Origin of the sequence: Sphingomonas sp. 4RDLI-65, from assembly GCF_049472435.1 — a bacterium.
In the GTDB taxonomy this organism is placed as follows: Bacteria; Pseudomonadota; Alphaproteobacteria; order Sphingomonadales; family Sphingomonadaceae; genus Sphingomonas.
The window spans coordinates 187434-211959 of record NZ_JBCEBT010000005.1 but is presented as its reverse complement, the minus strand read 5'-3'; the positions used below and the strand labels follow the sequence as shown (position 1 = coordinate 211959).

The 24526-nt window shown below is 64.8% G+C and carries 30 protein-coding genes and 1 tRNA gene; 7 read left to right on the top strand and 24 right to left on the bottom strand.

Annotated elements, in window-relative coordinates:
* Nucleotides 1-7: 7 nt before the first annotated feature.
* Nucleotides 8-727, bottom strand: a complete 720-nt coding sequence (locus tag VH567_RS13395) for a hypothetical protein (protein WP_423326750.1) — start codon at nucleotides 725-727, stop codon at nucleotides 8-10.
* A gap of 218 nt (nucleotides 728-945) precedes the next feature.
* Between VH567_RS13395 and VH567_RS13390 the strand changes: the two genes are divergently transcribed.
* Both VH567_RS13390 and VH567_RS13385 read left to right on the top strand, forming a co-directional pair.
* Entirely contained in the window at nucleotides 946-1314 is a 369-nt protein-coding gene (locus VH567_RS13390; protein ID WP_423326749.1) for a hypothetical protein, read from the top strand.
* Nucleotides 1311-1559: a hypothetical protein gene (locus VH567_RS13385; RefSeq protein ID WP_423326748.1), complete on the top strand. Its 249-nt coding sequence runs from the start codon at nucleotides 1311-1313 to the stop codon at nucleotides 1557-1559. Before VH567_RS13390 ends, VH567_RS13385 begins: the two co-directional genes overlap by 4 nt.
* 570 nt (nucleotides 1560-2129) lie before the next feature.
* Here VH567_RS13385 and VH567_RS13380 read toward each other — a convergent pair.
* Both VH567_RS13380 and VH567_RS13375 read right to left on the bottom strand, forming a co-directional pair.
* Nucleotides 2130-2351 carry a hypothetical protein gene (locus VH567_RS13380; RefSeq protein ID WP_423326747.1) on the bottom strand — a complete coding sequence of 74 codons (222 nt, stop codon included), beginning with the start codon at nucleotides 2349-2351 and terminating at the stop codon, nucleotides 2130-2132.
* A gap of 368 nt (nucleotides 2352-2719) precedes the next feature.
* Nucleotides 2720-2965 carry a hypothetical protein gene (locus tag VH567_RS13375; RefSeq protein WP_423326746.1) on the bottom strand — a complete coding sequence of 82 codons (246 nt, stop codon included), beginning with the start codon at nucleotides 2963-2965 and terminating at the stop codon, nucleotides 2720-2722.
* 29 nt (nucleotides 2966-2994) lie between these two features.
* Here VH567_RS13375 and VH567_RS13370 point away from each other — a divergent pair, with 29 nt between their 5' ends.
* Both VH567_RS13370 and VH567_RS13365 read left to right on the top strand, forming a co-directional pair.
* Nucleotides 2995-3117 (top strand): hypothetical protein, encoded by a 123-nt coding sequence (locus VH567_RS13370; protein WP_423326745.1) that lies wholly within the window; start codon nucleotides 2995-2997, stop codon nucleotides 3115-3117.
* Nucleotides 3118-3127: 10 nt separating this feature from the next.
* A complete protein-coding gene (locus VH567_RS13365) occupies nucleotides 3128-3349 on the top strand; it encodes a helix-turn-helix transcriptional regulator (protein ID WP_423326744.1) in 222 nt (73 codons plus the stop codon).
* A gap of 451 nt (nucleotides 3350-3800) precedes the next feature.
* On the opposite strand, the gene VH567_RS13360 is transcribed toward VH567_RS13365, so the two are convergent.
* The 3 genes from VH567_RS13360 to VH567_RS13350 all read right to left on the bottom strand — a co-directional run bounded on the left by VH567_RS13360 (nucleotide 3801) and on the right by VH567_RS13350 (nucleotide 5439).
* Nucleotides 3801-4502, bottom strand: a complete 702-nt coding sequence (locus VH567_RS13360) for a tyrosine-type recombinase/integrase (protein ID WP_423326743.1) — start codon at nucleotides 4500-4502, stop codon at nucleotides 3801-3803.
* Between the two features lie 18 nt (nucleotides 4503-4520).
* A complete protein-coding gene (locus tag VH567_RS13355; RefSeq protein ID WP_423326742.1) occupies nucleotides 4521-5336 on the bottom strand; it encodes a tyrosine-type recombinase/integrase in 816 nt (271 codons plus the stop codon).
* Between the two features lie 12 nt (nucleotides 5337-5348).
* Nucleotides 5349-5439 (bottom strand) — tRNA-Ser (locus VH567_RS13350).
* A gap of 88 nt (nucleotides 5440-5527) precedes the next feature.
* On the opposite strand from VH567_RS13350, the gene VH567_RS13345 reads away from it, so the two are divergent.
* Nucleotides 5528-6397, top strand: coding sequence for a peptidylprolyl isomerase (locus VH567_RS13345; RefSeq protein ID WP_423326741.1), 870 nt, complete (start codon nucleotides 5528-5530; stop codon nucleotides 6395-6397).
* On the opposite strand, the gene VH567_RS13340 is transcribed toward VH567_RS13345, so the two are convergent.
* The 11 genes from VH567_RS13340 to VH567_RS13290 form a co-directional block, all read right to left on the bottom strand.
* Nucleotides 6394-7248 carry a pirin family protein gene (locus tag VH567_RS13340; protein ID WP_423326740.1) on the bottom strand — a complete coding sequence of 285 codons (855 nt, stop codon included), beginning with the start codon at nucleotides 7246-7248 and terminating at the stop codon, nucleotides 6394-6396. The genes VH567_RS13345 and VH567_RS13340 overlap by 4 nt on opposite strands.
* Nucleotide 7249: 1 nt before the next feature.
* Nucleotides 7250-7822, bottom strand: a complete 573-nt coding sequence (locus VH567_RS13335; RefSeq protein WP_423326739.1) for an NADPH-dependent FMN reductase — start codon at nucleotides 7820-7822, stop codon at nucleotides 7250-7252.
* Nucleotides 7823-7832: 10 nt separating this feature from the next.
* A complete protein-coding gene (locus VH567_RS13330) occupies nucleotides 7833-8627 on the bottom strand; it encodes a DODA-type extradiol aromatic ring-opening family dioxygenase (protein ID WP_423326738.1) in 795 nt (264 codons plus the stop codon).
* Nucleotides 8628-8703: 76 nt separating this feature from the next.
* Complete coding sequence (locus VH567_RS13325; protein WP_423326737.1) at nucleotides 8704-9762, bottom strand: spore photoproduct lyase family protein; 1059 nt, start codon at nucleotides 9760-9762, stop codon at nucleotides 8704-8706.
* A gap of 36 nt (nucleotides 9763-9798) precedes the next feature.
* The gene (locus tag VH567_RS13320) at nucleotides 9799-10332 is read right to left on the bottom strand and encodes a response regulator transcription factor (protein WP_056490014.1); all 534 of its coding nucleotides are present in this window, start codon (nucleotides 10330-10332) and stop codon (nucleotides 9799-9801) included.
* Between the two features lie 20 nt (nucleotides 10333-10352).
* Nucleotides 10353-11666 carry an ATP-binding protein gene (locus VH567_RS13315; RefSeq protein ID WP_423326736.1) on the bottom strand — a complete coding sequence of 438 codons (1314 nt, stop codon included), beginning with the start codon at nucleotides 11664-11666 and terminating at the stop codon, nucleotides 10353-10355.
* A 13-nt stretch (nucleotides 11667-11679) separates the two neighbouring features.
* A complete protein-coding gene (locus VH567_RS13310; protein ID WP_423326735.1) occupies nucleotides 11680-12402 on the bottom strand; it encodes an SURF1 family protein in 723 nt (240 codons plus the stop codon).
* Nucleotides 12402-12776, bottom strand: a complete 375-nt coding sequence (gene cyoD / locus VH567_RS13305) for a cytochrome o ubiquinol oxidase subunit IV (RefSeq protein ID WP_332756165.1) — start codon at nucleotides 12774-12776, stop codon at nucleotides 12402-12404. The genes VH567_RS13310 and cyoD overlap by 1 nt, the downstream gene beginning before the upstream one ends.
* On the bottom strand, nucleotides 12773-13411 hold the full coding sequence (cyoC, locus tag VH567_RS13300) for a cytochrome o ubiquinol oxidase subunit III (protein WP_423326734.1): 639 nt from the start codon (nucleotides 13409-13411) through the stop codon (nucleotides 12773-12775). The genes cyoD and cyoC overlap by 4 nt, the downstream gene beginning before the upstream one ends.
* 4 nt (nucleotides 13412-13415) lie before the next feature.
* The gene (gene cyoB, locus VH567_RS13295) at nucleotides 13416-15416 is read right to left on the bottom strand and encodes a cytochrome o ubiquinol oxidase subunit I (protein WP_423326733.1); all 2001 of its coding nucleotides are present in this window, start codon (nucleotides 15414-15416) and stop codon (nucleotides 13416-13418) included.
* 9 nt (nucleotides 15417-15425) lie between these two features.
* A complete protein-coding gene (locus VH567_RS13290) occupies nucleotides 15426-16667 on the bottom strand; it encodes a COX aromatic rich motif-containing protein (protein WP_423326732.1) in 1242 nt (413 codons plus the stop codon).
* Nucleotides 16668-16840: 173 nt separating this feature from the next.
* On the opposite strand from VH567_RS13290, the gene VH567_RS13285 reads away from it, so the two are divergent.
* Complete coding sequence (locus tag VH567_RS13285; protein WP_423326731.1) at nucleotides 16841-18172, top strand: MFS transporter; 1332 nt, start codon at nucleotides 16841-16843, stop codon at nucleotides 18170-18172.
* A 262-nt stretch (nucleotides 18173-18434) separates the two neighbouring features.
* On the opposite strand, the gene VH567_RS13280 is transcribed toward VH567_RS13285, so the two are convergent.
* The 7 genes from VH567_RS13280 to VH567_RS13250 all read right to left on the bottom strand — a co-directional run bounded on the left by VH567_RS13280 (nucleotide 18435) and on the right by VH567_RS13250 (nucleotide 24076).
* The gene (locus VH567_RS13280; protein WP_423326730.1) at nucleotides 18435-19610 is read right to left on the bottom strand and encodes an MFS transporter; all 1176 of its coding nucleotides are present in this window, start codon (nucleotides 19608-19610) and stop codon (nucleotides 18435-18437) included.
* Nucleotides 19611-19692: 82 nt separating this feature from the next.
* Entirely contained in the window at nucleotides 19693-20484 is a 792-nt protein-coding gene (locus VH567_RS13275; RefSeq protein ID WP_423326729.1) for an AcvB/VirJ family lysyl-phosphatidylglycerol hydrolase, read from the bottom strand.
* Nucleotides 20485-20553: 69 nt separating this feature from the next.
* Nucleotides 20554-22146, bottom strand: coding sequence for a cisplatin damage response ATP-dependent DNA ligase (locus VH567_RS13270; RefSeq protein ID WP_423326728.1), 1593 nt, complete (start codon nucleotides 22144-22146; stop codon nucleotides 20554-20556).
* A gap of 103 nt (nucleotides 22147-22249) precedes the next feature.
* Entirely contained in the window at nucleotides 22250-22435 is a 186-nt protein-coding gene (locus tag VH567_RS13265; protein WP_107955576.1) for a DUF1328 family protein, read from the bottom strand.
* A 69-nt stretch (nucleotides 22436-22504) separates the two neighbouring features.
* Nucleotides 22505-23002, bottom strand: a complete 498-nt coding sequence (locus VH567_RS13260) for a Dps family protein (protein ID WP_423326727.1) — start codon at nucleotides 23000-23002, stop codon at nucleotides 22505-22507.
* A 63-nt stretch (nucleotides 23003-23065) separates the two neighbouring features.
* Nucleotides 23066-23632 carry a TMEM165/GDT1 family protein gene (locus VH567_RS13255; RefSeq protein ID WP_423326726.1) on the bottom strand — a complete coding sequence of 189 codons (567 nt, stop codon included), beginning with the start codon at nucleotides 23630-23632 and terminating at the stop codon, nucleotides 23066-23068.
* 3 nt (nucleotides 23633-23635) lie between these two features.
* On the bottom strand, nucleotides 23636-24076 hold the full coding sequence (locus VH567_RS13250) for a hypothetical protein (protein WP_423326725.1): 441 nt from the start codon (nucleotides 24074-24076) through the stop codon (nucleotides 23636-23638).
* Between the two features lie 112 nt (nucleotides 24077-24188).
* On the opposite strand from VH567_RS13250, the gene rpmG reads away from it, so the two are divergent.
* Nucleotides 24189-24356 carry a 50S ribosomal protein L33 gene (gene rpmG / locus VH567_RS13245; protein WP_055881863.1) on the top strand — a complete coding sequence of 56 codons (168 nt, stop codon included), beginning with the start codon at nucleotides 24189-24191 and terminating at the stop codon, nucleotides 24354-24356.
* Nucleotides 24357-24526: the final 170 nt, after the last annotated feature.

Genomic DNA, 24526 nt, shown 5'->3' with positions numbered 1-24526 from the left:
CGTCGCTTCAAACCGGCGCCGCCCAGCCGAAGCCGGTGTTGTTCCGCATCGTGATGTTGGCGAGGTCGTTGCCGAGCACGAGGAACGGAGTCGTATGATCCGACCCATCAGCCGCGTAGCCGCCACCCTCCAGTCCCTGACCGCCCTCGATCGTGACGTAGGAGATATCGGTGTATGCAAAGCCCCGCTTGAACGGCCCTGGTGAAGACTTGAAGATCGACAGCGTGCCGTTGACCGGCCACCCGCCGTCATCGTGCTGCACGACGTTCGCCAACGGCGTGTTGTCGTAGGCCTGCTGGTCGTAGGGCAGGCTCTCGAACTTGATTTCGGTGCAGATCGGCCGGACGGTATCCCGCCAGAGCAGCGCGGGCTTGCGGCTCTTGCCGACGGTAGCATTCGTGACCTGCGGATCACGAACATGGATCCCAAGCTCGAGACCGCTATCGCCCGCCCACAGCGCGACGATGTTGCTGAGCTTCGCGCACTCGATGAAGTCGTCGGTCTTCGCACTGGCGAGGTTCGCCGTCAGAAAGACGGTGTTTTGCTTGGCGGTCCCGAGCGCGATGACCTCGTCTGCATAGAAGTCGTCGGTGCCCGGGTTCCCGCCCACTAGGCAATTGTCGTGGCAACGATAGGCGCGCAGGCGGCGGATCGAGAACCCGGCCGCGCCTTGCACCTTAACCCCGCTGCCGGCGGAACCGTCGATCGTGATATTGTCGGCGATCACATTGCCGCATTCGACGCGGATACAATCCCGCCGGCCTCGGTGACTGGTACCCGGACTATCTGGAACTGCCGAATGGTGCGATCCATCAGTTCGGGTACGACGCCGAGCCAGAAAACTTCGAAAGTGTGACCGCGGTTATCGAGCGGGAAACCCGCCCAGCATAGCTACAGGCTCGAGCGGGAGATGCACGCCGCCGCCAAGGCCGGGGAGGCAACCTCGTGACCCTGGATCAAGCGGCGGCCCTGACCTGCGGGCACGGCATGGCCAACACGCCGACGTTTTTCAAAATCTGGATGCCATACCTGTACCAGCGCATCGGCGTTGCCGGTCGTAAGCACGCGTATCTGCCGCTCAACCGCGACTACGTTCCACTCGGATTTCGCAGGCAGGACGGCTTCATCAACTACGACGAAACTGCGCTGAGGCACGCCGTGTACTTTAGCCGCAATCCGTCGGCGCTGAAGGACGTCTGGTGGAACCAGCGGGACGGCAGCCTGTGGCTGTACGACGACAGCACACGAAGCCGTCTCGACTATTTCAAACGGCTCGAGCGGCTGCTGACCCGCAAGGTGGAGATGGTAGCATGACCTGCGAATCCTGCCGGTTCTGGGATCGCTACGCCGAGAGCGACATCTCGACGAAGTTCGGCGACTGCCGGTACAACCCGCCGCGCATCGGCGAGACGCTGCTCGCGCGGATGCTCCCCGGCCTGAGCGTGCCACTGTCCGAGTACGACGATATCGAGCGCGACATCTACGTCGCCAGCGCCTTCCCGGTCACGCACCAGGAAAGCGAGTGCGGCCGATGGGACGGGAAGGTTCCTACATGCTGACGATCCGATCGGCGAACTCGTGCGCGAGCTGCCGCCACTGGCGGCGCATGGGTCCGAAGCTGGCCAACGCCCAGCGCGATCCTTCGTGCGCGGCGGATGAAGGCACATGCGAACGCCGGGCGCTCAGCGTGGTCCAAGGGAACTCGCCGTTCCCGGTGTCGATGTTCCCGGTGACCCACGAAACTTGCGGTTGCGGTAAATGAGCTGCGCGAACCAGTGCGGGCGGCGGTCACGATGACGGCGAGCGCGTCGGCTCGGGCCGCGAGATTGACAGCACGGTCGTCCCCTTGCGGCGGGTTGCGTGATGGCGGGCAACGCCTTCGCCGCGCAGGCTGCGCTGTACGTCGCCGACTGCGCAGCTGGTAAGGTCGCAGACATGATCATTGATCGCACGACGAAGCGCGTCGTCAGGGCTGCCAAGGCGCACACCATCGATCGTTTTCGTCGCCCAGGTCGCTCGCTCGCGCCGCCAGCCACAATTCAACGCGGGAACAGATATCAACGATGATCCAGGGCGAGATAGGCGATGCCGTTCCAAATGATCGCCGCGTCACGCTGCAGCGATCACCGTCAGCCGGGAATGCCCCAGTTGGCATCCTCGTTGGCCGCCTTTGCCGTACGGACCAGATGCTCGACGTAGTTCTGGAAGATCGGAACCGTGAAGGTGACCAAAGTGGGCTCACCCTTCGGCTCCTTGAACGTCAGCACGACGAAGCGGCCGCCTTCCTCGTCAAGGACAAGGCCGGCTTCCATCGCGCCGGGGCCGCTGGGGGTGATAATCGTGGCTGTCATGGTAGTGCCTCGTTGCTCGCTTGCTCCGCTGCCATACCGCAGCGGCGCCAGCGTACCAGAGGCGCCGCAGACTTAAGCGACCTTTGCGGCCGCGCGGTTCGAACCCACATCGTTTGCAGGACGAGCAGCTCGCGCGTCGACCGTCGCGAAGGTCTGGGCACGTGCATTCCGCGCGTTACGATAGTCGAAGTAGAGGGCGATCAGGGAGAACATAGGAACCTCGGACAAGACATTGCTGCGTCGCAGCATCACTCGGCCATTTGGTCCCCGTGCCCCCGGGGTGCAAATGCGTTGTATCCTATCGCGATTGCGCAAACCGAAAGCGCCCGCCCCGTAACACGAAGATCAGTCGGCGGGACTGCTAGTGGTCATGCCTCTGCCGCCGCAACCTGTCCCCGTCGCAGGCCTCGGATCTCGTGCGCGGTAATCGGCCGATCGCGGCCGGCGCACTTGATGACGATAGCTTCAGCCTCCCCGCCGTCGTGCTCGTCGAACGCCTCGATCATCTGCTTTAGCGATCCAGAAGCGAGACGCTCGTCCCCGGACTCGGCATCATCGGCATCGACGCCGGTGCGCAATAATTCGGCGGGCATATTCCACATGGTCTTCAACATGACGTCTGGCTCCTGCCCCCAGGTCGTCTGTGCAGTTGGCCATCGAGTGCCACGGCGTCCAGACGCACACAGTCGCGGATGCGCTCGCCGTACCGCTGACCGCGACGAACTGCCGGCCGGGATCGATCGCCGGCTCGATGCTCTCGAAATGAGGTACCAACGATGACCCGCAAAGCTGGCCAACGCGTCACTGCCAACGCCGATCGCTTGGTTATGCTCAAAGTCGTCGAGGACATCGTTGGGCTGAAGCGCACCCGAATCTATAGGCTCATCCGGGAAAGCGGATTTCCAGCACCATACAAGCCCGGCGGTGTTGGATCGCGTTGGAGCGAAGCCGAGGTCCGCGCCTGGGTGGCGCGGATCAAAGAAGCCAGAGCGGCTTAGCACTAACGTTCGCGTACTTGCGACTCAGCCAGTTTTAGGACCGCCTCGACAGCTAATTGAAGCGTAATCAGTAGCCGCAGCGCCTTTATCTCGGACCGTCAGGAGATGCAATTGGTGCATTGGGAAACGGGTTACCCCCATAGTCATGGTCGAAGGGTAAGTCGTTACTCGGCGGTGGACAGTGCGAGCCCGCGTACTCGTCCCAGCATTGATTGGGAGTATCGAACTCGGCGTAATTATTAATACATCCGGTTGCTACCAACTGGCATTGGTACGCCGACCATGTGCCTTCTTGCGCGCTGACATTCACAGAAGATAACGCGCCTACTGTGAAAAACAGTCCATACATCACGCCATGTTTCATCGCTTTTCTCCCGATCGGATCACCCGCGCAGGGAAGCTGTCATGATCGCCCGAGCATTTCAGGGAATTTAGATTTAGCTCGGATAGGCTAACCCCGCGGCCCCTTCGGCGACGTCTCAGCCCACCTGATCGGCTGGCCTAAATGTGCATCGGACGTGGTGAGGTCCGCCGCAAGGATCGCCGCCCACTCGCACGCCAGTTCGCGCCGCCGTGGCATGTACGCTGCCCGGTTGTAGGCGCCCTCGACCTTATCCTTCGGAGCGTGCGCGAGCATGAGATCGATAATCGCGCGATCCGGCGACGCGCCCTTGTGCCCTGCCTCGCGCCACTGGCGATCGGCGCGCTCGTTCATGACCGTCGAGAATGCGGCACGGAAGCCGTGGGGGACGTGGCGGGAATGATAACCTGCCCGCTTTAGCAACGCATTCAGCGTGTTCTCTGACATCGGCCGGTGTGCATGGCGCTCGCCGGGGAAGATGATCGGCAGGTCGCCAGACAGCCGCCGCACGACGCGGATCAGGTCGGCCGCCTGCGGAGCGAGCGGCACGAGGTGATCGCCGGCCTTAATGGCCTTCCGATCCTCGTCGCCCTTCATACGCGCCGCAGCGATCCGCCACAGCGCCGCCGGGGCGGGTGCGTCGGGCTTGGCCCAGTCGATACCTTCGATTTGATCCCAGCGAGCGCCGTGGACCTCGTTCGGTCGGACCGCGGTCAATGACAGGAACTGCAAGGCGAACTTCGTCAGTGCTCGGCAGCGCTCGTTGTCGCAGTTGATCAGCACCGCGCGCACCGCGGCGATACGCTCGTCCTAGTCTTCGATGCCGTCGATAATCGACGGCTGCTTCGTCGCGCGGGGTTGCTTCTTCAGCGCCTTGCCGAGGCTGGCCGCCGGGTCCGCTTCACATAGGCCGGCAGCGATACCATACACGAAGATGGAAGATACCCGCTGGCGCAGACGATGAGCCGTCTCGATCGCCCCGCGTTCCTCGACCTTGTTCAGCACCTCGAGCAGCTTCGGCGCGAGGATGAGCCGGATCGGCAGGTCACCGATCGCGGGAAAGATATCGTTCTCGAGGCTCTCGATCACGTCCTCCGCATGGACGGTCGACCGGTTCGGCTTGCGCAACGTATCCCATCGGCGCGCGACGATCTCGAACGTGTTGCCGTCAGCGAAGGCGCGGGCCTTCGCCGTGATCTTGCGCTTGACGGCAGGATCACGGCCGTCGGCCAGCGTCGCCTTCGCTTCGTCGCGCTTCCGCCTAGCGTCGCTAAGAGTCAGCGCCGGGTATGACCCGAGAGAAAGCGTGTTCTGCGGCATCCGACCGCCGGGCTTTGTTGGCTCGCCATAGGCATAATTCATCCACCAATGGCGGCCACCGGCTAGCGTGACGTAAAGATAGAGCTGTCCAGAATCACCCAGCTTGTAAGCGGTGTCCTTGGCCTTCGGCTTTGACCTTGGCGTCGTTGAACATGATGACGCCTCATACCATCCATTTCGAAGTTCATACCATGCGAGGTGCCATACCGATGCATGGACGGTAGCGCACAGGGGCGCACAGCCAATGCCGCGAAAAGCCCAGAAAACCGCCATAAATTGGGCCCGGCGAACGGGAAAGAACGGCAAAATATGGAATGGTGGCGGAGCGGGTGGGATTCGAACCCACGATACGCTTTTGACGTATACTCACTTTCCAGGCGAGCGCCTTCGACCACTCGGCCACCGCTCCGCATTGCTCTGGAAGGGGGTCTGCTAGTGCGGGTTTCACGTGCGCGCAAGCGATTGCGTGCAAGGACGCGCTCGGGCAGTCTCCCGACATGCTGAATCTCCTTCTCGCTGCCGCGCTCGCCCAAGCCGTTGCCGCCCCACCCCCGGCCGCCGCGACACTTCCCTCGGATCCGTTGCCGGCGGATTGGATGGCGGTGCCAGACGACGAATTGCTCGTGTTCACGCTGGCCAACGGACACCACTTCACCGTGCGGCTCGCGCCTCGGTACGCGCCCGTGCATGTCGCCAATATTCGGAAACTGGCCGCGGCGCATTGGTGGGACCGGGGAACGAGCGTGTACCGGTTGCAGGACAATTACGTCGCGCAATGGGGCGATGCGACCGATAAGAAGCCGCTGGTCGAGGGCGTCGTTGCCAACCCGCCGGCGGAATATTCGCATGCCGGACCGACGACCGTCGCGCGGCTGTCGCAGCGCGATCCTTATGCCGAATGGGCGGGATTTAGCCGCGACGGTTGGCCGCTGGCAGGCAATGGCGCGACCGAGTGGCTGCCGCATTGCTATGGCATGGTCGGCGTCGCACGCGACCTGGCGCCGAGCACGGGAAGCGGCGCGGAGCTGTATACGGTGATCGGCCATTCTCCGCGGGCGCTGGACCGCAACATCGCAGTGGTGGGCCGGGTGATCGACGGGATCGAGTGGCTGTCGTCATTGCCGCGCGGGACCGGCGACCTTGGGTTCTACGAGACCGAGGGCGAACGAAACCCGATCGTGTCGGCGCGGCTGGCGAGCGACCTGCCGGCGGCCGAGCGACCGCATTTCCAGTATCGCGCGGCGGACAATGTGCGGTTCACCGTCTGGATCGCGTCGCGGGAGAATCGGGCGGGGCCGTTCTTTACGGTACCGGCAGGCGGCGCGGACATCTGCGCCGCGCTGCCACCGGTGCGTAAAGCGCCCTAGCGGATGACGGGCGGCTTGCCGAACAGGCCTGCGTTATAGTCTTCGATCGCCTGCACGATCTCTTCGCGCGTGTTCATGACGAACGGGCCGTGCGAGACGACGGGTTCGCCGATCGGGTCGGCGTGGCCGTAGAGGATCGTCGCGGGAGTTTCGGTTTCGACGGTGATCGTGTCGCCATCGCTGCCGAACGTGGCGAGATGATGCGGCTTGATCGGTGTGCCGTTGGCCGAGGGCGAGCCGGCGACGACGTAGAAGAAGACCGCGCGGCCACTTGGCGCTGGCAGGTTGACCTTGGCGCCGGCTTCGAGTTCGACGGTCATCATCGCAACACCGGTCAGCGATTCGATCGGGCCGCGATCATCGCCGAAGCTGCCCGAGATCAGGTTCACGGTGCCACCTTCGACCGGGATCGCGGGAATGTCCTCGCGCTGGAGGCCGGTATAGGCGGGCTTGGTCATCTTGAGCCGGCCGGGGAGGTTCACCCAGAGTTGCAGGATCTCCAGCGGACCGCCATCGCGCTTGAACGAGGCGGGCGAGATTTCGGCGTGGATCAGGCCCGAGCCTGCGGTCATCCACTGGATTCCGCCCGCGCGGATGACGCTCTCGTGACCACCGCTGTCTAGATGCGCCATCTCGCCTTTCAGTATGAAACTGACCGTCTCGAACCCGCGGTGCGGATGCGGGCCGAACGGGAGGCCGGTATTGCCGGGGCGATAGGTCTGCGGGCCGTGATGGTTGAGGAACAGGAACGGATCGACTTGGGGCAGGCCCGGCCCCGGTAGCGGGCGGCGGGTGACGAGATCGGCGATGTCGTCGCGCTGGGCGGGGTATTGGTTGAGGACCCGCCGCATCTCAGGATGCCTCACGGTCGGCGGCGGTAGGGCGGGCGATGTCGGCGAGCAGGTCGTCGACCCCGGCCTTGAGGAAGTCGAGCGTGCGCTGATCGGTGAGGCGACCGTCGGCGATCTTCTCGTGCACCGCGCCGACGACGGCCTGCGGACGCAGGACGGTCCGCGCGCCGATCGAGGCAAGCGTCTCGTTGAGTTGCGCGTGGGCGCGCGCTCCGCCGACTGCGCCGGGTGACGAGGTGAGCGTGAAGACCGGCTTTCCCGTGAGCGTCGCCTTGCCGTGCGGGCGCGAGGCCCAGTCGAGCGCGTTCTTCAGCACGCCGGACATGCCGTGGTTGTATTCGGGAGAGGCGATGACGATCCCATCGGCTTTGGCGATCGCTGCGCGCAGGGCTGCGACGGCTTCGGGGGGCGTGTCGGTGTCGGCATCCTGATCGTAGAGGGGCACGTCGTTCAGCGGGAAGATCGTCAGCGTGGCGTTGTCGGCGACTGCTTCGCCAAGCGTGGCAAGGATCGCGCCATTGTACGAGCTGCGGCGCAGGCTGCCTGAAATGGCGAGCAGGACGGGAAGAGCCATGGAAATTCCTTTAGTTGAAGCGGTAGCCGGAGATCGCGGTTTGCAGGACTCGCTCCTCGTAGACTTGTGCGCCGGGCTGGTCGGAGGCGCCGGCGGCGACCATCAGCGGTAGGAGATGCTCTTCGCGCGGGTGCGAGAGACGGCCGGCGGGGGCTTCGGCCCAATTGGCTAGCGCGGCGGTGCGCGCGGTGGGTTCGGACTCGACCGCGGCGGTCAGCCACTGGTCGAACGCTTCGGACGGTGCGGTGAAGCGCGGGTCGCCGTAGCCGCGCATGTTGTGGAAGCTCATGCCCGAGCCGACGATCAGCACGCCTTCGTCGCGCAGCGGGGCAAGCGCGCGGCCGGCAGCGGCGTGTAGCGCAGGGTCGAGATCGCGGTCGACCGACATTTCGACGACTGGGATGTCGGCGTCGGGGAATGCGACCTTCATCGGGATAAAGACGCCGTGGTCGAGGCCGCGCTTGGGGTCGATGGTGGCGGTCAGGCCGGCTTTGCGGATCAGGTCGGCGGCGCGAGCGGCCAACGCGGGGTCGCCGGGCGCGTCGTAGCGCAACTCGTAGGTATGCGCGGGGAAGCCGCCGTAATCGTAGATCAGTGGCGGCGTTGCGGCGCCGGTGAACGCGAAGCCGCGCGTTTCCCAGTGGCCGGATACGACCAGGATCGCCTTTGGTTTTTCGGGCAGCGAGGCGGCGATCGATCGGAGGTACGCGGCCATACCGGTCCAGTTGCCGACGGGGTCGTCCATGAAGAAACAGGGCCCGCCACCGTGCGGGATGAAGAGGCTTGGCTGGCGGGAGTTTGTCATGGCCTTGAGGTAGGCGGCGGTGGCGGCTATCGGAAGGCCGCGAATGGCAACGCTGCGTTGCCGGTTGGCGCGGCAGTCAGGTCCAGTAGAGGATCCGAGCCTCGGGGAGTTTGGCGGCAATCTCGTCCTGGAAGAAACCGCGGAGCGCGCGCATCGTGTCGGCGTCGTAGACGTATTTCATAGAGCCGAACTTGGTGCGTTTCTCGGTGCGATTGGCCATGCTGAGGTCGAGTGACGAGCTGGTGTACCAGGTTTCGAGTACCGCCTTCGATCCGGGGGTGTAGCGGTGGGTGATCAGTTCGATCGTGACGTCGGGCACGTCGGCGAGCACCCTGCCCGCCTCCGTCAGCAAGTCGCCATACGCCTCCCGCCACCCTTCGGCGGCGATGATCGGGGCGATCGTCAGGCCGATCTTGTAGCCGGCGTCCGCCATTCTGCGCAGCGCCACCAGCCGCGCGGCGACGGGGCTCGTGCCGCCTTCGAAGCGCGCATAGGCGGCGGGGTTGATCGAGGCGCGCATGCGGGTGCGGCCGCGGTGGTCTAGCGTCAACAATGGCTCGACCGCGTCGAACTTGGTGGTGAAGCGGAGTTGCACGTCCGCCTCCCACGCGCCGAAATGCCCGATCAGCGCGGAGAGCGATCCGGTGACGTGCTCGATGCCGAGCGGGTCGGTGTAGCAGGAGGCCTCGAACGTTGTGCCTTCGTGCGCGCGGGCGGTCGAGCGCGAGGTAACCGTGCCTTGCCCAAGATGCGCGGGGAGTTCGGCGAGGATCTCGGGCAGGTTCGCGTAGACGCGCGTGATGGGGGGCCCCTTGAGCGAGCCGGCGAGGTAGCAATAACCGCAATGCGCGGGGCGGCCTTCGGCGAGGTCGATCCGCCAGTCGGCGCTGGGGGCGATCGGCTGAAGCTTGCGTTTCGAGGGCGGCGCGACGACCAGCGCCAGCGTTGCCTTGGCTTCGGCATAGGCGCGGCGGGAGTCGTCGGGGAAGTCGAGCTTGAGGCGGTCGCTTGGTAGCGTCGTGACGGGCACGCCGAGCGCGGTGGTGCGCGCGGCGATCTCGGCACCGTGCTCCCAGGTCAGCGCGGACGGGGTCGCTAGCAGGCGGCGAGGTTGCCAGAGTTTTTGCGAACGCATTGGAGGACAACGCCGGCCCTCCCCTATGCGTTGCCGCTATTTTACCGGGCGTTTCTCGAGCTTTCGCGCGAGCGTGCGGCGGTGCATGCCGAGACGGCGGGCGGTCTCGGAGATGTTGAAGTCGGTTTCGGCGAGCGTGGTGTGGATGCGCTCCCATTCGAGCGTCTTGATCGAGGTCGGGCGCTCGGAGAGTTCGGTGTCGACGCTGCCCTCGGTGCGATCGAACGCGGCTTCGATGTCGTCGGTGTTCGAGGGTTTTACGAGATAGTGCGACGCGCCGAGCTTGATCGCCTCGACCGCGGTGGCGATGCTCGCGAAGCCGGTGAGGACGACGACCAGGATTTCGGGGTCGTGCGCGTGGAGCGTCTGGACGCAGACGAGGCCCGACGCGCCGCCCAGCTTGAGGTCGACGACGGCATAACGGGGCGTGCGTTCGGCGAGCTGCTCGACGAGTTCCTCGTGGCTGGCCGCCTGCATCACTTCGTAACCGCGGCGTTCGAACGAGCGGCGGAGCGTGCGGGCGAAGGTCTCGTCGTCCTCGACGATGGCAAGGAGCTTTGGTTCGGTCATGGCGTCCGTCACGGTGCTTGTCATGACAGGGCGATCGCGGAGAGGGGCATGCGGATTGTGACTTCGGCGCCGCCGCCCTCGCAGTTCACGACCGATACGCCGCCACCGAGCTTGCGCATGACGTTGACGGCTAGGAACAGGCCGAGGCCGTGGCCGGGTTCGCGCTTGCTCGACTGATAGGGTTTGCCGAAGCTGGCGAGGCGCTCCTTGCTGAAGCCTGGGCCGCGGTCGCGGACGATCAGGGCGAGGTCGCCGTCGCTGCGTTCGCCGCGGAACGCGACCCAGTGCGGCGAGGCTTCGGCGGCGTTGTCGAGCACGTTGGCGATCACCTGTTTGAGCGCGGGGTCGGAGACAACCTGCGGATCGTCGCCGACTCGGGTGGTGTAGTCGAACTCTACACCCGCATGGACCGCGCGCCATTCGTCGACGATCGCGTCGAGGAACTGGTGGAGCGGCATGATCTCGGGCGCCTCGCCGCGCGCTTCACCGGCGGACAGGAGGATGCCGGTGACGATCGCCTTGCAGCGCTGGACCTCGGATTGCATCTCGACGATCTCGGCTTGGAGGTCGGCGTCCTGTGCGAGCGTCGGCATGCGGCGCCAGTCGGCGAGGATCACGGCGATCGATGCCAATGGCGTGCCGAGTTCGTGCGCGGCGCCCGATGCCAGGAGCCCCATGCGGACGATGTGGTCCTCCTCCGCCGCCTGCTGGCGCAGGTCGGCTAGGCGCGTGTCTCGGGCGCGCAAATTGCCGGTGATGCGTGTCATGAAGAGCATCAACAGCGTCGCGATCAGCATGAAGCAGAGCAGCGAGCCGATCGTGTAGAGCAGGAAATACTCGCCGCTGTAGTTCGGGGGCAGGATCAGCGGGTGGTAGTAGAGCGTGAGCAGGCCGAAGCAGGCTGCGGTGACGACGACGATCGCCCAGCTCGACCAGCGATCGAGTAGCACCGCGCCGAGCACGACGTGGAGCAGATAGAGCGAGATGAACGGGTTGGTGGCGCCGCCCGCGAGATAGAGCTGCGTGGTGAGCAGGCCTACGTCGAACAGCAGCGCGAGCAGCAGCTGGATGTTCGCGCCTTTGCGCCAGCCGTAGAGCGGCATGCTGGCGAGGTTGAGCCCGACCGCGGCGGCGAGCGCGGCCATCATCGGGACGAGCGGGAGGTCGAAGCCGAGCGCGAACCGTGCGAACAAGATGGTGACGAGCTGGCCGGCGACCGCGATCCAGCGCAGCGTCACGAGCTGGCGCATGTTGGCGTTGCCGGTCGCGTCGGTGCGCGCGGTGGCGAGCGCGAGCCAGCGTTGCCAGCCCTGGCGTGCGCCTGCCGTTGTCATGCGTCCCCCATTTTCATGCGTCTGGGGCCCCTCGCCGCTTGCGCGCGTCCTGGCGGACGAACACGACGAACGCGACGATCGTCATCGCAGCGAGCGCGAACCAGGTCAGCATGTAGACGAGGTGGTTGTTCGGGAAGGCGATTATCGTCTGACCACCGACCGGGGCGGCGGTGCCGGACTTGTCCGCGTCGACGAAATAGGGCGCGACGTTCGAGAGACCGCGCGCGCTGGCGATCGCGGCGACGTCGCGCGAATACCATTTGCCGGTGGCGGGGTCGTTGTGGCGCAGGAAGCCTCCGCCGGGCTCGGTGATGCGGAGATAGCCGGTGATCGTGACCGGGCCGGTCGGCTTGGTATGCGCCGTGCGTTGCTCGGGTGAGACATAGCCGCGGTTGACGAGGACGGTGAAGCCTTGGGCAGTCCGCAAGGGCGTGACTACCCAATAGCCGCTACCGAGCGCGGTTGCCGCGCGGACAAGCGTTTCGCGAGTGTTGTCGAGGGTGCCGTCGAGGCGGATGCGACGATAGGCGTCGCTGGTGGCAGTGATCGCGCCCCAGGACGCGGGGCCCGGCGGGGCAACCGGCGGGGCGTGTGCACGCGCCGCGACCTGTTCGATCAGGTTGAGCTTCCAGGCGCGGCGCTCGACCTGCCAGATGCCGAGCGCCATGAACCCGGCGAACAGCAGGAGCGCGACCAGGCCTGCGACATAGACGGCAGGGCCCGGTCGCGTGCTCATCACATATCCGCCGCGGCCTGCATCGGCATCATGTTCGTGTTCATGTGATACATCACCCAGATCGATCCGCTGAGCGTGATGACGACGAGGATGATCGTGAAGATCAGCGCCATCATCGTCCAGCCGCCCTCCGACTTGCCGCTCATATGCAGAAAGTAGATCATGTGGACGACGATCTGCGCGACCGCGAACACCATCACGACGAGGGCTGCGGTCGACGGGTCCTTGAACGCGCCGGTCATCACCGCCCAGAACGGGATCGCGGTCAGGATGACCGAGAGGAAGAACCCCTTCAGGTAGCTGCCACGCGTACCGTGCGCAGCGTGGTCGTGATCCGCATGCGCGTCATGCGTGTTGGCGTGGGGGTCGCTCATCGTAGGGTGCCCATCAGATAGACGAAGGTGAAGACGCCGATCCAGATGACGTCGAGGAAATGCCAGAACATGCTGAGGCACATCAGGCGACGCTTGTTCGCAGCGATAAGCCCGTGCTTCTGGACCTGGACCATCAGCGTGACGAGCCAGATCAGGCCCATCGTGACGTGAAGGCCGTGCGTGCCGACGAGCGTGAAGAACGACGACAGGAACGCGCTGCGGGTCGGACCCGCACCCTCATGGATGAGGGTGGCGAACTCGTACATTTCGATCGACAGGAAGGCGAGGCCGAACAGGCCGGTGAAGACCAGCCACATCTGCATGACGCGCTGGCGACCTTCCTCCATCGACAGCATCGCGAAGCCGTAGGTGATCGACGAGAACAGCAGCATCGCGGTGTTCACCGCCACCAGCGGCAGCTCGAAGATCTCCTTCGGGCTGGGGCCGCCGGCATAGCTGTTGCCGAGCACGGCATAGGCCGCAAACAGCACCGCGAAGATGAGGCAATCGCTCATCAGGTACATCCAGAAGCCCAGCATCGTGCTGCCGCCGTCGGGATGCTCATGCTCGTCCAGGTCGTAGAACGAGACCTTCTCGGTCTCGTTCAGGCCGTCCTTCATGGGTATTGCGGACATCGCGTCAGGCTCCCTGGGTCGCGAGCTGGCGGGTGCGCGCGTCCTCGCTGGCGATCACGTCCTCGACCGGGATGTGGAAGTCGCGCTTGTAGTTGAAGGTGTGGAAGATCGTCGTCGCGAAGATGCCGACCAGCGTGAGCCCTGCGAGCCACCAGATGTACCAGATCATCGCGAAGCCGAACGCCACGCTGAGGCCGGCGAGCACGACGCCCGTACCGGTGCCGCTCGGCATGTGGATCGACTTGAAGCCGGAGACCGGACGAACCGCCTTGCGCTCCTTCATGTCGTACCAGGCGTCCAGGTCGTGGACGATCGGCGTGAACGCGAAGTTGTACTCCGGCGGCGGCGACGAGGTCGCCCACTCCAGCGTACGGCCACCCCACGGATCGCCACTGTGATCGGCGAGCTTCTCACGGTTCCGGATGCTGACGAAGATCTGCATCAGGAAGGCGCCGATACCGGCTGCGATCAGCGCTGCACCAAAGGCGGCGATCACGAACCAGATCTGCAGGTTCGGATCGTCGAAATAGCGCATCCGGCGGGTCACGCCCATCAGGCCGAGCACGTAGAGCGGCATGAACGCGAAGTAGAAGCCGACCACCCAGCACCAGAACGATACCGTGCCCCACTTCTTGTCCAGCTTGAAGCCGAACGCCTTCGGGAACCAATAGTTGATGCCGGCGAACATGCCGAACAGCGTGCCGCCGATGATCACGTTATGGAAATGCGCGACCAGGAACAGCGAGTTGTGCAGCACGAAGTCGGCGGGCGGCACCGCGAGCAGCACGCCGGTCATGCCACCGATCGTGAAGGTCACCATGAAGGCGATCGTCCACATCATCGGCAGTTCGAACCGGATCCGGCCCTTGTACATCGTGAACAGCCAGTTGAAGATCTTGGCCCCTGTCGGGATCGAGATGATCATCGTGGTGATCCCGAAGAACGAGTTCACGCTCGCGCCGGACCCCATCGTGAAGAAGTGATGCAGCCAGACGAGATAGGCGAGGATCGTGATGACGAGCGTCGCATAGACCATTGAGCTGTAGCCGAAGAGGCGCTTGCCCGAGAAGGTCGAGGTGACCTCCGAGAAGATGCCGAACGCCGGCAGGACCAGGATGTAGACCTCGGGGTGACCCCAGATCCAGATCAGGTTGACGTACATCATCGGGTTGCCGCCCGAGTCGTTCGTGAAGAACGCGGTGCCGATGTAGCGGTCGAGCGACAGCATCGCGAGAACCGCGGTCAGTACCGGGAAGGCGGCGACGATCAGGATGTTGGTGCAGAGCGACGTCCAGGTGAAGATCGGCATCTTCATCATGGTCATGCCGGGCGCGCGCATCTTGACGATGGTCGCGACCAGATTGACGCCGGACAACAGCGTCCCGATGCCCGCGATCTGCAAGGCCCAGATATAGTAATCGACACCGACGTCGGGCGAGTACGCCAGTCCCGAGAGGGGCGGCATCGCGAGCCAGCCGGTCCGCGCGAACTCACCGATGAACAGCGACATCATGACGATCACGGCACCCGCCGCGGTCATCCAGAAGCTGAAATTGTTGAGGAACGGGAACGACACGTCGCGCGCACCGATCTGGAGCGGGACGACATAGTTCATCAGGCCCGTGACCAGCGGCATCGCCACGAAGAAGATCATGATCACGCCGTGCGCGGTGAAGACCTGGTCATAGTGGTGCGCGGTCAGGTACCCTTCGGACCCGTTGAACGCCATCGCCTGCTGCGCGCGCATCATGATCGCGTCGGAGAACCCGCGCAGCAGCATGACGATCGCCAGGATGATGTACATGATGCCGATCTTCTTGTGATCGACGCTGGTGAACCACTGGTTCCACAGATAGCCCCAGACCTTGAAATAGGTCAGCGCGGCGACGAGCCCGAGCCCGCCGATCGCCACCATAGCGAAGGTGGCGACGACGATCGGTTCGTGCAGCGGCAGCGATTCCAGGGTCAGGCGGCCGAAGATTGTCTTCAACAGAGTGTCGTTCATGATGTGTCTCTAGCCGTTGGCGACGGGGCGCGTGCCCGGCATGATGGAGGGGGTCAGCATCGTGTGGTTGCGGTTGGCTTCTGAGCCCGGCGCGCTGTTGGCGCCGTCCCGTTTTATGTCGGCCGGCGCGGTCCAATGATTACCGTTGCCCTTTTCGTCGGCGTCCTTCAGCAACGCACCCTTGACGCGCTCGGACGCCTCTTGCGGGCCCTTGCCGCCATTGACGCCCGGCATCGCCATGCCGGCATGCGAGTCCCCCCCGCTTTTGCCGCCGTGCATCATCTGCGACATGCAGACCTTGCCGGGCTGTACGCACTGCTCGACGATCGCCGTGAAGATCTTCGGCTCGACCGTGTTGTAATAGCGGACCGGGACCTTCTCGCTCGGCTTCTCCAACTGGAGATAGCTGGCGCGGTTCAGGCCGCCCCCGCGCTGCTTCACCTGGTTGATCCAGGCATCGAAGCCAGCATCGCTGACGCCGTGGAAGCGGAAGCGCATCCCCGAGAAACCCGCACCGCTATAGTTGGACGAGAAGCCCTCGTAATTGCCGGGCTTGTTGATGACCGCGTTCAGCGTCGTCTGCATGCCGGGCATCGTGTAGATCATGCCGGCGAGCGCAGGGATGTAGAACGCGTTCATCACCGACGACGAGGTCATCTGGAAGCGGATCGGGCGATCGACCGGTGCGGCCAGTTCGTTGACCGTGGCGATGCCGTATTCCGGATAGATGAACAGCCACTTCCAATCGAGCGCCACCACCTGCACCTCGAGCGGCTTGCCGGCAGCATTGGCGCCATTACCAACCTGCTGCTTGTCGACCAGATTGCCGACCGGCACGTTGTTCGCGAGCGTCGGCGTGTCGGGCTTGATCCGGCCGAGCGGACGATACGGATCGAGCAGATGCGTGCTGGTCCAGGTCAGCGCGCCGAGCGCGATGATGATCAACAGCGGAATGCCCCAGATCAACAGCTCGAGGCCGACCGAGTGATCCCAGTTGGGTTCGTACTTGGCGGCCTTGTTCGACTGGCGATAGCGGAACGCGAAGAACAGGGTCAGGCAGATCACCGGAACGATGATCAGCAGCATCAGCCCGGTCGAGATCAGCACCAAGTCGCGCTGCTGCACTGCGATATCACCCGAGGGGGACATCACTACCCAGTCGCAACCGCTGGTGAGCAATGCCAAGGGCATGGCAACCAACCATTTTCGGGCCGAGATTTTGGTGCGGGAAAGCTGTGTCACGACGGTCATTCGGTCCCCCTACGCCTCAGTTGCGCTGCGCTACAGTGGACAATTTGTCCAATGGGCGCTGCACTGCAACATCGGCATGGCTTTATCATGTCCAAGGGTAGCATAGATTGCCCCTGCCCGCATCCGCCGGAACAGCGTATGATGGGTCCGCGCCCCGAAGAGCGAGTTGAAGAATGAGTGCTAACACGATCCCCGAGACGAGCTTCGAAGCCGATGCTCGCAGTATCCACAGCGACGGCGAGCACGTCACGCCGGGCGTGATCGCGATCGGCGTGGTGATCGGTCGCACCTCGGAATTCTTCGACTTCTTCGTGTACGCGATCGCCTCGGTGCTCGTGTTCCCGACCTTGGTGTTCCCGTACGTCGACCGGTTGCAGGGCACGCTCTATTCGTTCGCGGTGTTCGCGCTGGCGTTCATCGCCCGCCCAATCGGCTCGATCATCTTCATCGCGGTCGATCGCGCTTACGGCCGCAGCGTCAAGCTGACGATCTCACTGTTCCTGCTCGGCACCTCGACGGTCGCGATGGGGTTCATCCCCGGCTATGATTCGGTCGGCAACTGGTCGGTCGCGATCCTCGCGCTGCTGCGCATCGGTCAGGGCATTGCGCTCGGCGGTGCCTGGGATGGCCTGGCGTCGCTCCTCTCGCTCAATTCGCCGGAAAAGCATCGCGGCTGGTACGCGATGCTGCCGCAGCTCGGGGCGCCGATCGGCCTGCTGGTCGCGAGCGGCCTGTTCGCGTTCTTCGTGGCGGCGCTGCCGAACGAGGATTTCTTCGCCTGGGGCTGGCGCTATCCGTTCTTCGTGGCGTTCGCGATCAACGTCGTCGCGCTGTTCGCGCGCCTTCGCCTGGTGGTGACGCCAGAGTTCGAAGAGATGTACGCCAAGCGCGAGCTCGAGCCGGCACCGGTCGTCGAGACCGTGCAGTCGCAGTGGAAGGCGATCTGGCTCGGTTCGTTCGTGCCGCTGGCAAGCTTCGCGCTGTTCCACATGGTCACGGTGTTTCCGCTGTCGTGGGTCGTGCTGTTCACGCGTGAAGCGCCGGGCCGCTTCCTCGTCGTCGAGGTGATCGGCGCGATCATCGGGATCGGCGCGATGTTGGTGTCGGGGCTGCTCGCGGACCGGTTCGGACGTCGCACGATGCTCGGCACGATCGCGGTGTTGATCGCCCTGTTCGCGATCGCCGCGCCGTCGCTGCTCGATGGCGGCGAGATCGGCGAGCGCCTGTTCATGGGGATCGGCTTCCTGCTGTTCGGCCTGTCGTTCGGCCAGTCCTCGGGCGCGATCGCCTCGAGCCTGTCGCCGCAGCACCGCTATACGGGCTCGGCGCTGACGACCGATCTGGCGTGGCTGTTCGGTGCAGGGTTTGCGCCGCTGGCGGCGCTGCTGCTCACGAGCAAGCTGGGGCTCGCGGCAAGCGGCGCCTACCTGTTCTCGGGCGCGGTGTTCACGCTGATCGCACTGGGGCTCAACAAGCAGCTGGCCAAGCGCGACATCGCGCGGTGAGGTTTGGGGGGCCACTCCCCCTTACCGACACCACCCCGGCGTAGGCCGGGGCCCAATTGGGGGACGGTGTTAAATGAGCGCAGCAGCCCGTTACCATGACCTTGCCAGTTGGGCCCCGGCCTTCGCCGGGGTGGTTGCGATTGGAATATCTCCACGCCCTTACGCAACCGTCGGCCCAGCGAAAGCTGGGGTATCACCGTTGGCGGACGCTGCGACCCGGAACGGGGAGATCCCAGCGTTCGCTGGGATGACGATTAGGCAATCAGACCCGTCGGCGATCAATCGCCCAAGACAGCGCCCAGATCGCAAACCCGCCAAGCGCCAGTGCCGTCCCGACCCAGCCGGTCGACGGCAACCCATAACCGCCCGCAATCGCCAGCCCGCCAAGCCACGGCCCGATCGCGTTCGCCGTATTGAACGCGGAATGGTTGAGCGCCGCCGCCAAGGTCTGCGCCTCCTCCGCCACATCCATCAGCCGAGTCTGAAGGATCGTCGACAACCCTCCCCCGCACCCGATCAGCACGACCACCGGCAGCATCGCCCACAGATGCGGCGTCGCGGGTGCGTAGAGCGCAAGCGCCCCTGCCCCGAACAACAGCGTAATCCCCGCCGCCGGCATCAGCGCAACGTCCGCCGCCTTCGCGCACACCAAAGTGCCGATCGTCATGCCAACGCCGAACAGCGCGAACGCGACCGGCGTGAACGCGGACGATACGCCCGTTACCTCGGTCAGCGTCGAAGCCAGATAGGTATAGACGCAGAAGATCCCGCCAAACCCGACCGCACCGATCGCCAGCGTCAACCAAACCTGCCCGTTACGCAGCGCAGCCAGCTCCCCCAGTGGACTGGCATCCTTGGCAGGCCGCAGGACTGGCGCGAACTTCAACAACATCGCCACCGTCGCCGCCGCGATGATCGCGACGATCCCGAACCCCCAGCGCCAGCCGAACCACTGGCCGATCCCATTCGCCAGCGGCACGCCTGCGATCGTCGCGATCGTCAGCCCGAGCATCATCCGCGAGACCGCCCGCGACCGCTTCTCGCGCGGCACCATCGACGCCGCGACCAGCGACCCTACCCCGAAATACGCGCCATGCGGCAGACCGCTCAGGAACCGGGCCACCAGCATCAGGTGATAGGTCGGCGCGAGTGCGGACAGCCCGTTGGCGATCCCGAGAAACGTCATCAACCCGATCAGCAGCACCCGCCGCTCGATCTTCGCCGCGAGCACCGCGATCGTTGGCGCCCCGACGACCACGCCGAGCGCGTAGGCGCTGATGACATGCCCCGCAGTCGGCTCGTCGATGCCAAGCCCCCGCGCAAACTGCGGCAACAGGCTCATTGCGGCGAATTCGGTGGTGCCGATCGCGAACCCGCCGACGGCGAGCGCAAGCAATGCAAGGCGGATGTTGACGGTGGATTCGGCGCGGTCTGTCATGCCGCCGACTTTGCAGGTGCAGCATGATGCTTCAAGACTTGGCCGACCGATCAAATATTTGCGTCGGCCAAGTCTGTGTTCGTCAGCGGCTCGTGGTCCTGCCGAACGCTCCGCCCCCCGGTGCCACACGTCGGATCGCGGCCAGGACGTGCGTCAGCAGGCCATCGGCATCGTGACGGATGTTGTGCCCGCCCGGCATGCCGATCTTGCGCACGTTGGCGAGCGTCATACGCGGACACAGACTGTCGGTTTCCTCCACCCCGGAGATGCAAGTGACCGGCGCCCAGGTCAGCGTGTTCGCGGTGGTCGCGCCGATACCGTCGGGCGTCGCGTGATCATATAGCAGCCCCGACGGGTCGGCACGGTAGAAGACGGTCTCGCCGGGCAGGATCAGCACGATCGCGGCAATGCGCGGCCGCAAGTCCGCCGGCAGGTCCGCCAATCCCGTCTGGACGATGTCCGCGCCGTACGACTGGCCCATCACCACGACCCGCCGCGCGCCCGTCCTCGCCAGTGCAATCCGGACCCCGTCGGCAACGATCGCGTCGAGTTCGCCGCGGGTGCGATGCCGACCGAACAGCGCAGGCGTGGTGATCCCGACGACGGGAATGCCGTGCTCGGTCAGCCCGCGCGACGTCGACGCGCCGAGCAGGAAGCGCAGCCCCATGTCGCCCGAAAAGTTCACCACCGCGATCGCCGGTGCTTCCGAAGCATGAACGCCGATGGCGGGATACACATGGACGGGGTCGCGATCGAAATACCCCGCCAGATAGACGAACAGGACAATGACCGCGGAGAGAATACCGGTCACCCAGCCACCGCGGCGCCAACGCCGTGCAGCTCCGGTGCGGGTCGATCGTTTGAATGCGGTCACCGGATTGTCCTGCGCGTACGAAGACCGTCCCGATACCGGGGGTCGGTCACGGCTATCATGACGGGCGGATTACGTAATCATCCGCTTGAGCGTCTCGATCCGGTCCGCTTCTGCCGCCGGCTTGTCCGTCCTGATGCGGGCGATCCGCGGAAAGCGCATCGCGACGCCCGACTTGTGCCGCTTCGACTCGTGGAGCGAATCGAACGCGATCTCGAGCACCAGCGTCTTTTCCACCTCGCGCACCGGGCCAAACCGGTTCTGCGTGTGATTGCGAACGAAGCTGTCGAGCATCTTGAGCTCCTCGTCGGTGATCCCGGAATACGCTTTCCCGACAGGCAGTAGTTCGCCGTCCTCGGTCCAGCAACCGAAGGTGTAATCCGAATAGTAGGACGAGCGCCGCCCCGAGCCGCGTTGCGCATACATCATCACGCAGTCGGCGGTCAGCGGATCGCGCTTCCATTTATACCAAAGCCCCGCGCGTCGTCCGCCGACATAGGGCGAATCGCGACGCTTGAGCATCACGCCTTCGATCGCCGAGTCGCGTGCGGTGGCGCGGATCGCCTCCAGCGCGGTGAAGTCGTCAGCGTCGATGACCATGCTGAGATCGAACCGCTCGGCATCGAGTTGCGGCACGAACGCCTCCAGCCTCGCGCGGCGTTCAGTCCATGGCAGCGTCCGCAGATCATCTTCGCCGTCGATCAGCAGGTCGTAAAGCCGGACGAACGCGGGATACTCGGCCAGCATCTTCGCCGACACGGTCTTGCGGCCAAGCCGCTGCTGGAGCGCGTTGAAGCTCGCCGCGCCGCCGCCGTCTTCCAGCGTGCCGCCCTGATGCTCGCCCTTCACCAGCAGTTCGCCATCGACCGTCCCCGGCGTGCGAAATGCGGCGGCGATCTCGGGGAAGCTGCCCGTCACGTCGTCACCGGTCCGGCTGTAGAGTCGAGTCTCGCCCGCGACATGGACGATCTGCACCCGAATGCCGTCCCATTTCCACTCGGCGGCATAGTCGGTCAGATCGACGCGCAGATCCTCCAGCCCGTGTGCGAGCATGAACGGCCGGAACACGGGCACGTCGGCCGGCGTCGGCTGCTCGCCGGTACCCTCGGCCCAGGCGAACAGGCTCGGATACGGTGCATCGAGCCCGTGCCAGACCTCCTCGACCGCATCGACATCGAGCCCGAACGCATCGGCCAGCGCGGTCTTCGCCAGCCGCGCCGACACGCCGATCCGCAGCGCACCGGTCGCCATCTTGAGCAGCGCGAACCGCTCTTCGGCATCGGATCGATCGAGCATGTCGGCCAGCGCGGCCGGGGCATCCGCACGCGACAACGCCGCGAGCCGCTCGACAACGTCGGTGATCGACAGCGGCGTCGGATCGACCGGAACCGTCGGCTCGGGCCAGAGCAACGCGACCGTCTCCGCGGTATCGCCGACATAATCGCGGCTCATCCGGAACAGCACCGGATCGACGCGTTCCTCGATCAGCCCGCGGATCACCGCCGATTTCACGCCCTTGAGATCGAGATCGCCGGTCAGCGCCGCCATCGCCCAGCCGCGGTCCGGATCAGGCGTCGCGCGCAGGTAATCGGCGATCAGCTTCAGCTTCGCATTGCGCGACCGGGTGTAGGTGAGCGAGTCGAGCAGGGCGGCGAAAGCGTGCATCGTCGTTCAACGCGCCTGCCACCCGAAGGGATGCAGACGCGAAACGACCGCCGCCGGATGGTCCCGACGACGGTCGTTTTCGTGCGATCCAGATCCAGCCGCGTCAGTCGACCGCGTTCTTGATCCCCTTGCCCGCGAGCAGCCCGAGCACGAGGAAGATCACGAACAGCGCGATCGCGATGAAGAACAGGATCTTGGCGATGCCGATGAACGCGCCACCGATGCCGCCGAAGCCCAGCAGCGCGAGAACGGCGCCGATAACGAGAAAGGTGATTGCGAGCTTCAGCATTGCGGCCTCCTGTTTTCGATAGGGTCACTCAACCGGTACGGCGACCGGATTGTTCCCCTGCTGTAACGATCAGGCCTTGCGGCTGGCCTCGAACAGAAACCATGCGCGCTCTTCGGCATGGTCGGTCCATTCGTCGACGATGCCGCCGGTCGCATTGTCCTTCGCGGCGTCGGCGGCGTCCTTGACGATGCGGAACTGCTCGACGAGCTTCAGATTGTCCTCGCGAAGTTCGGCGAGCATCTCGGTCGGGCCGACGAACGCCGCATCGTTGTCCGCGATCGTCTGGTGCCGCGAAACGTCGCCGATCGAGCGCAGCGTCGTGTTGCCGGTCTTGCGAACGCGCTCGGCGATCGCGTCGGTGATGCCGAGGATCTGCGCGGACTGGTCGTCGAGCAGCAGGTGGTAATCGCGGAAATGCGGCCCCGACATGTGCCAGTGGAAGTTCTTGGTCTTGAGATACAGCGCGTAGCAATCGGCCAGCGCGGCGTTCAGCGCGTCGGCGACCGACTTGGTGCTGTTGCTCGGCAGGTCGGTTGGCGTGTCGAGGGCGGGGTTGATATCGGCCATGGGAAGCTCCGGTTCTTGAAAGTCGTTGCGTTAACGATCCGAACGCCGAATTGCTCCCCGCGATCAGACGAGCCGCAATGCGCCAAGTGCGAGGACGACGCCGAAGACCAGGAACAGGATGCCGATCGCGATTCGCAGGGGCTTGAGCGGAAGCTTGCGCCAGGCGGCCTCCCCCATCAGCGCGGCGGGGGTGATGACAACCAGCGAACCGATCGTCGCGCCGATCGCCGCCAGCGCAGGAACGGGCGTGCGGGCGGCCAGCGTCAGGACGATGAACTGCACGCCATCGCCGAACGCGAGGATGAAGAGGCCGAGCGCGGCGGTGGCGAGCGCGCCGATCTTCCAGCCGGTCAGCCGCTCGGGCGCCTTGGCCGGAAAGAACGACCCGCCGCCCTGCAGCAGCAACGCGAGCGCGAGCATCAGTTGCTGTGCATTGGGGGCGAGCTTCGGTCCGATCACTGCGCCGAAGGTCGCCGCCAGTCCGCTCGCCGCGAGCAACGCAATAGCCGCCATCGCGATCACCAGTCCAGGCTTCGCATAACGGTCCGACAGGATCGCGGCGAGCCACGCAGTCCGATCGCCGACCTGCGCGAGCGCGGCCACGACCAGAGCCGCCATCAAGGCGTCCATGGATTATCCCGCAAGACGCACCGAACAGGCGGCGGCGAACGCGTGACACGCCTGGACGTCCTGCCGCTCGCAGCCGACCGCATCGCGCAGGATCGCCAGCCAGCCATGCACCAGCGCGCCGTTCTCACCGCGCGACAGCGCCGAGTCCACGAAGTGTGCGACGGTGACGGCGGGATTGAGGCCGTTGCTGTGCGCGATCACGCGGATGGCGTCGATCTCGGTGGCGATGTCGCAGGGGCGGGAATAGGGCGCCCGGACGTCGATAGCCGCGATTCGCGCGGCAAGGTCGGCCTTCACCGCGATCATGGCGTCGATTCGTCCTGTGTCCACGGGTACCATCTCGGTGAGTCGTAGCGCCTGCCCCATCATCCCGCTCCTTTTTATCTGATGATATGATGCGCTTGCGGTGGTGAATAGCGGGTTAAACGCGGCGTTGCGGTACATGCGGGGGCCGTAAAGCTTGACTTCGTTCCTTACGTCCGCCATGCGCCGCCCCTGATGGAGCGGCGGCGTCAGTTCGCCGCTTTCGCATTTTCAAGCCATAGGAATTGGGCTCATGGCCAAGCCGACCACCGTAAAGATCAAGCTGCTCAGCACCGCTGACACCGGCTTCTTCTACGTCACCAAGAAGAACCCCCGTACCAAGACGGAGAAGCTCTCCTTCTCGAAGTACGATCCCGTCGTGCGCAAGCATGTCGAGTTCAAGGAAGCCAAGATCAAGTAATCGGGTTGGCGGTGCGAGCCGTCGACTGATTGCGAAGATCGTGAAAGCCGCGGGTAACTCCGCGGCTTTTGGCGTTTGTGGTTCCCTTCCGTTCGTCCTCTCCCCTCCGTTCGTCCTGAGTAGCCATCGAGTAGTCGCCGTAGGCGGCGTATCGAGAGGGCGTATCGAAG

Bases quoted from the DNA above. Each gene is read 5' to 3' on its own strand.
- VH567_RS13385 (WP_423326748.1), top strand. From the start codon at position 1,311: ATGACCTGCGAATCCTGCCGGTTCTGGGATCGCTACGCCGAGAGCGAC.
- VH567_RS13380 (WP_423326747.1), bottom strand. From the start codon at position 2,351: ATGACAGCCACGATTATCACCCCCAGCGGCCCCGGCGCGATGGAAGCC.
- VH567_RS13375 (WP_423326746.1), bottom strand. From the start codon at position 2,965: ATGTTGAAGACCATGTGGAATATGCCCGCCGAATTATTGCGCACCGGC.
- VH567_RS13365 (WP_423326744.1), top strand. From the start codon at position 3,128: ATGACCCGCAAAGCTGGCCAACGCGTCACTGCCAACGCCGATCGCTTG.
- VH567_RS13345 (WP_423326741.1), top strand. From the start codon at position 5,528: ATGCTGAATCTCCTTCTCGCTGCCGCGCTCGCCCAAGCCGTTGCCGCC.
- VH567_RS13340 (WP_423326740.1), bottom strand. From the start codon at position 7,248: ATGCGGCGGGTCCTCAACCAATACCCCGCCCAGCGCGACGACATCGCC.
- VH567_RS13335 (WP_423326739.1), bottom strand. From the start codon at position 7,822: ATGGCTCTTCCCGTCCTGCTCGCCATTTCAGGCAGCCTGCGCCGCAGC.
- VH567_RS13330 (WP_423326738.1), bottom strand. From the start codon at position 8,627: ATGACAAACTCCCGCCAGCCAAGCCTCTTCATCCCGCACGGTGGCGGG.
- VH567_RS13325 (WP_423326737.1), bottom strand. From the start codon at position 9,762: ATGCGTTCGCAAAAACTCTGGCAACCTCGCCGCCTGCTAGCGACCCCG.
- VH567_RS13320 (WP_056490014.1), bottom strand. From the start codon at position 10,332: ATGACCGAACCAAAGCTCCTTGCCATCGTCGAGGACGACGAGACCTTC.
- VH567_RS13315 (WP_423326736.1), bottom strand. From the start codon at position 11,666: ATGACAACGGCAGGCGCACGCCAGGGCTGGCAACGCTGGCTCGCGCTC.
- VH567_RS13310 (WP_423326735.1), bottom strand. From the start codon at position 12,402: ATGAGCACGCGACCGGGCCCTGCCGTCTATGTCGCAGGCCTGGTCGCG.
- cyoD (WP_332756165.1), bottom strand. From the start codon at position 12,776: ATGAGCGACCCCCACGCCAACACGCATGACGCGCATGCGGATCACGAC.
- cyoC (WP_423326734.1), bottom strand. From the start codon at position 13,411: ATGTCCGCAATACCCATGAAGGACGGCCTGAACGAGACCGAGAAGGTC.
- cyoB (WP_423326733.1), bottom strand. From the start codon at position 15,416: ATGAACGACACTCTGTTGAAGACAATCTTCGGCCGCCTGACCCTGGAA.
- VH567_RS13290 (WP_423326732.1), bottom strand. From the start codon at position 16,667: ATGACCGTCGTGACACAGCTTTCCCGCACCAAAATCTCGGCCCGAAAA.
- VH567_RS13285 (WP_423326731.1), top strand. From the start codon at position 16,841: ATGAGTGCTAACACGATCCCCGAGACGAGCTTCGAAGCCGATGCTCGC.
- VH567_RS13280 (WP_423326730.1), bottom strand. From the start codon at position 19,610: ATGACAGACCGCGCCGAATCCACCGTCAACATCCGCCTTGCATTGCTT.
- VH567_RS13270 (WP_423326728.1), bottom strand. From the start codon at position 22,146: ATGCACGCTTTCGCCGCCCTGCTCGACTCGCTCACCTACACCCGGTCG.
- VH567_RS13265 (WP_107955576.1), bottom strand. From the start codon at position 22,435: ATGCTGAAGCTCGCAATCACCTTTCTCGTTATCGGCGCCGTTCTCGCG.
- VH567_RS13260 (WP_423326727.1), bottom strand. From the start codon at position 23,002: ATGGCCGATATCAACCCCGCCCTCGACACGCCAACCGACCTGCCGAGC.
- VH567_RS13255 (WP_423326726.1), bottom strand. From the start codon at position 23,632: ATGGACGCCTTGATGGCGGCTCTGGTCGTGGCCGCGCTCGCGCAGGTC.
- VH567_RS13250 (WP_423326725.1), bottom strand. From the start codon at position 24,076: ATGTACCGCAACGCCGCGTTTAACCCGCTATTCACCACCGCAAGCGCA.
- rpmG (WP_055881863.1), top strand. From the start codon at position 24,189: ATGGCCAAGCCGACCACCGTAAAGATCAAGCTGCTCAGCACCGCTGAC.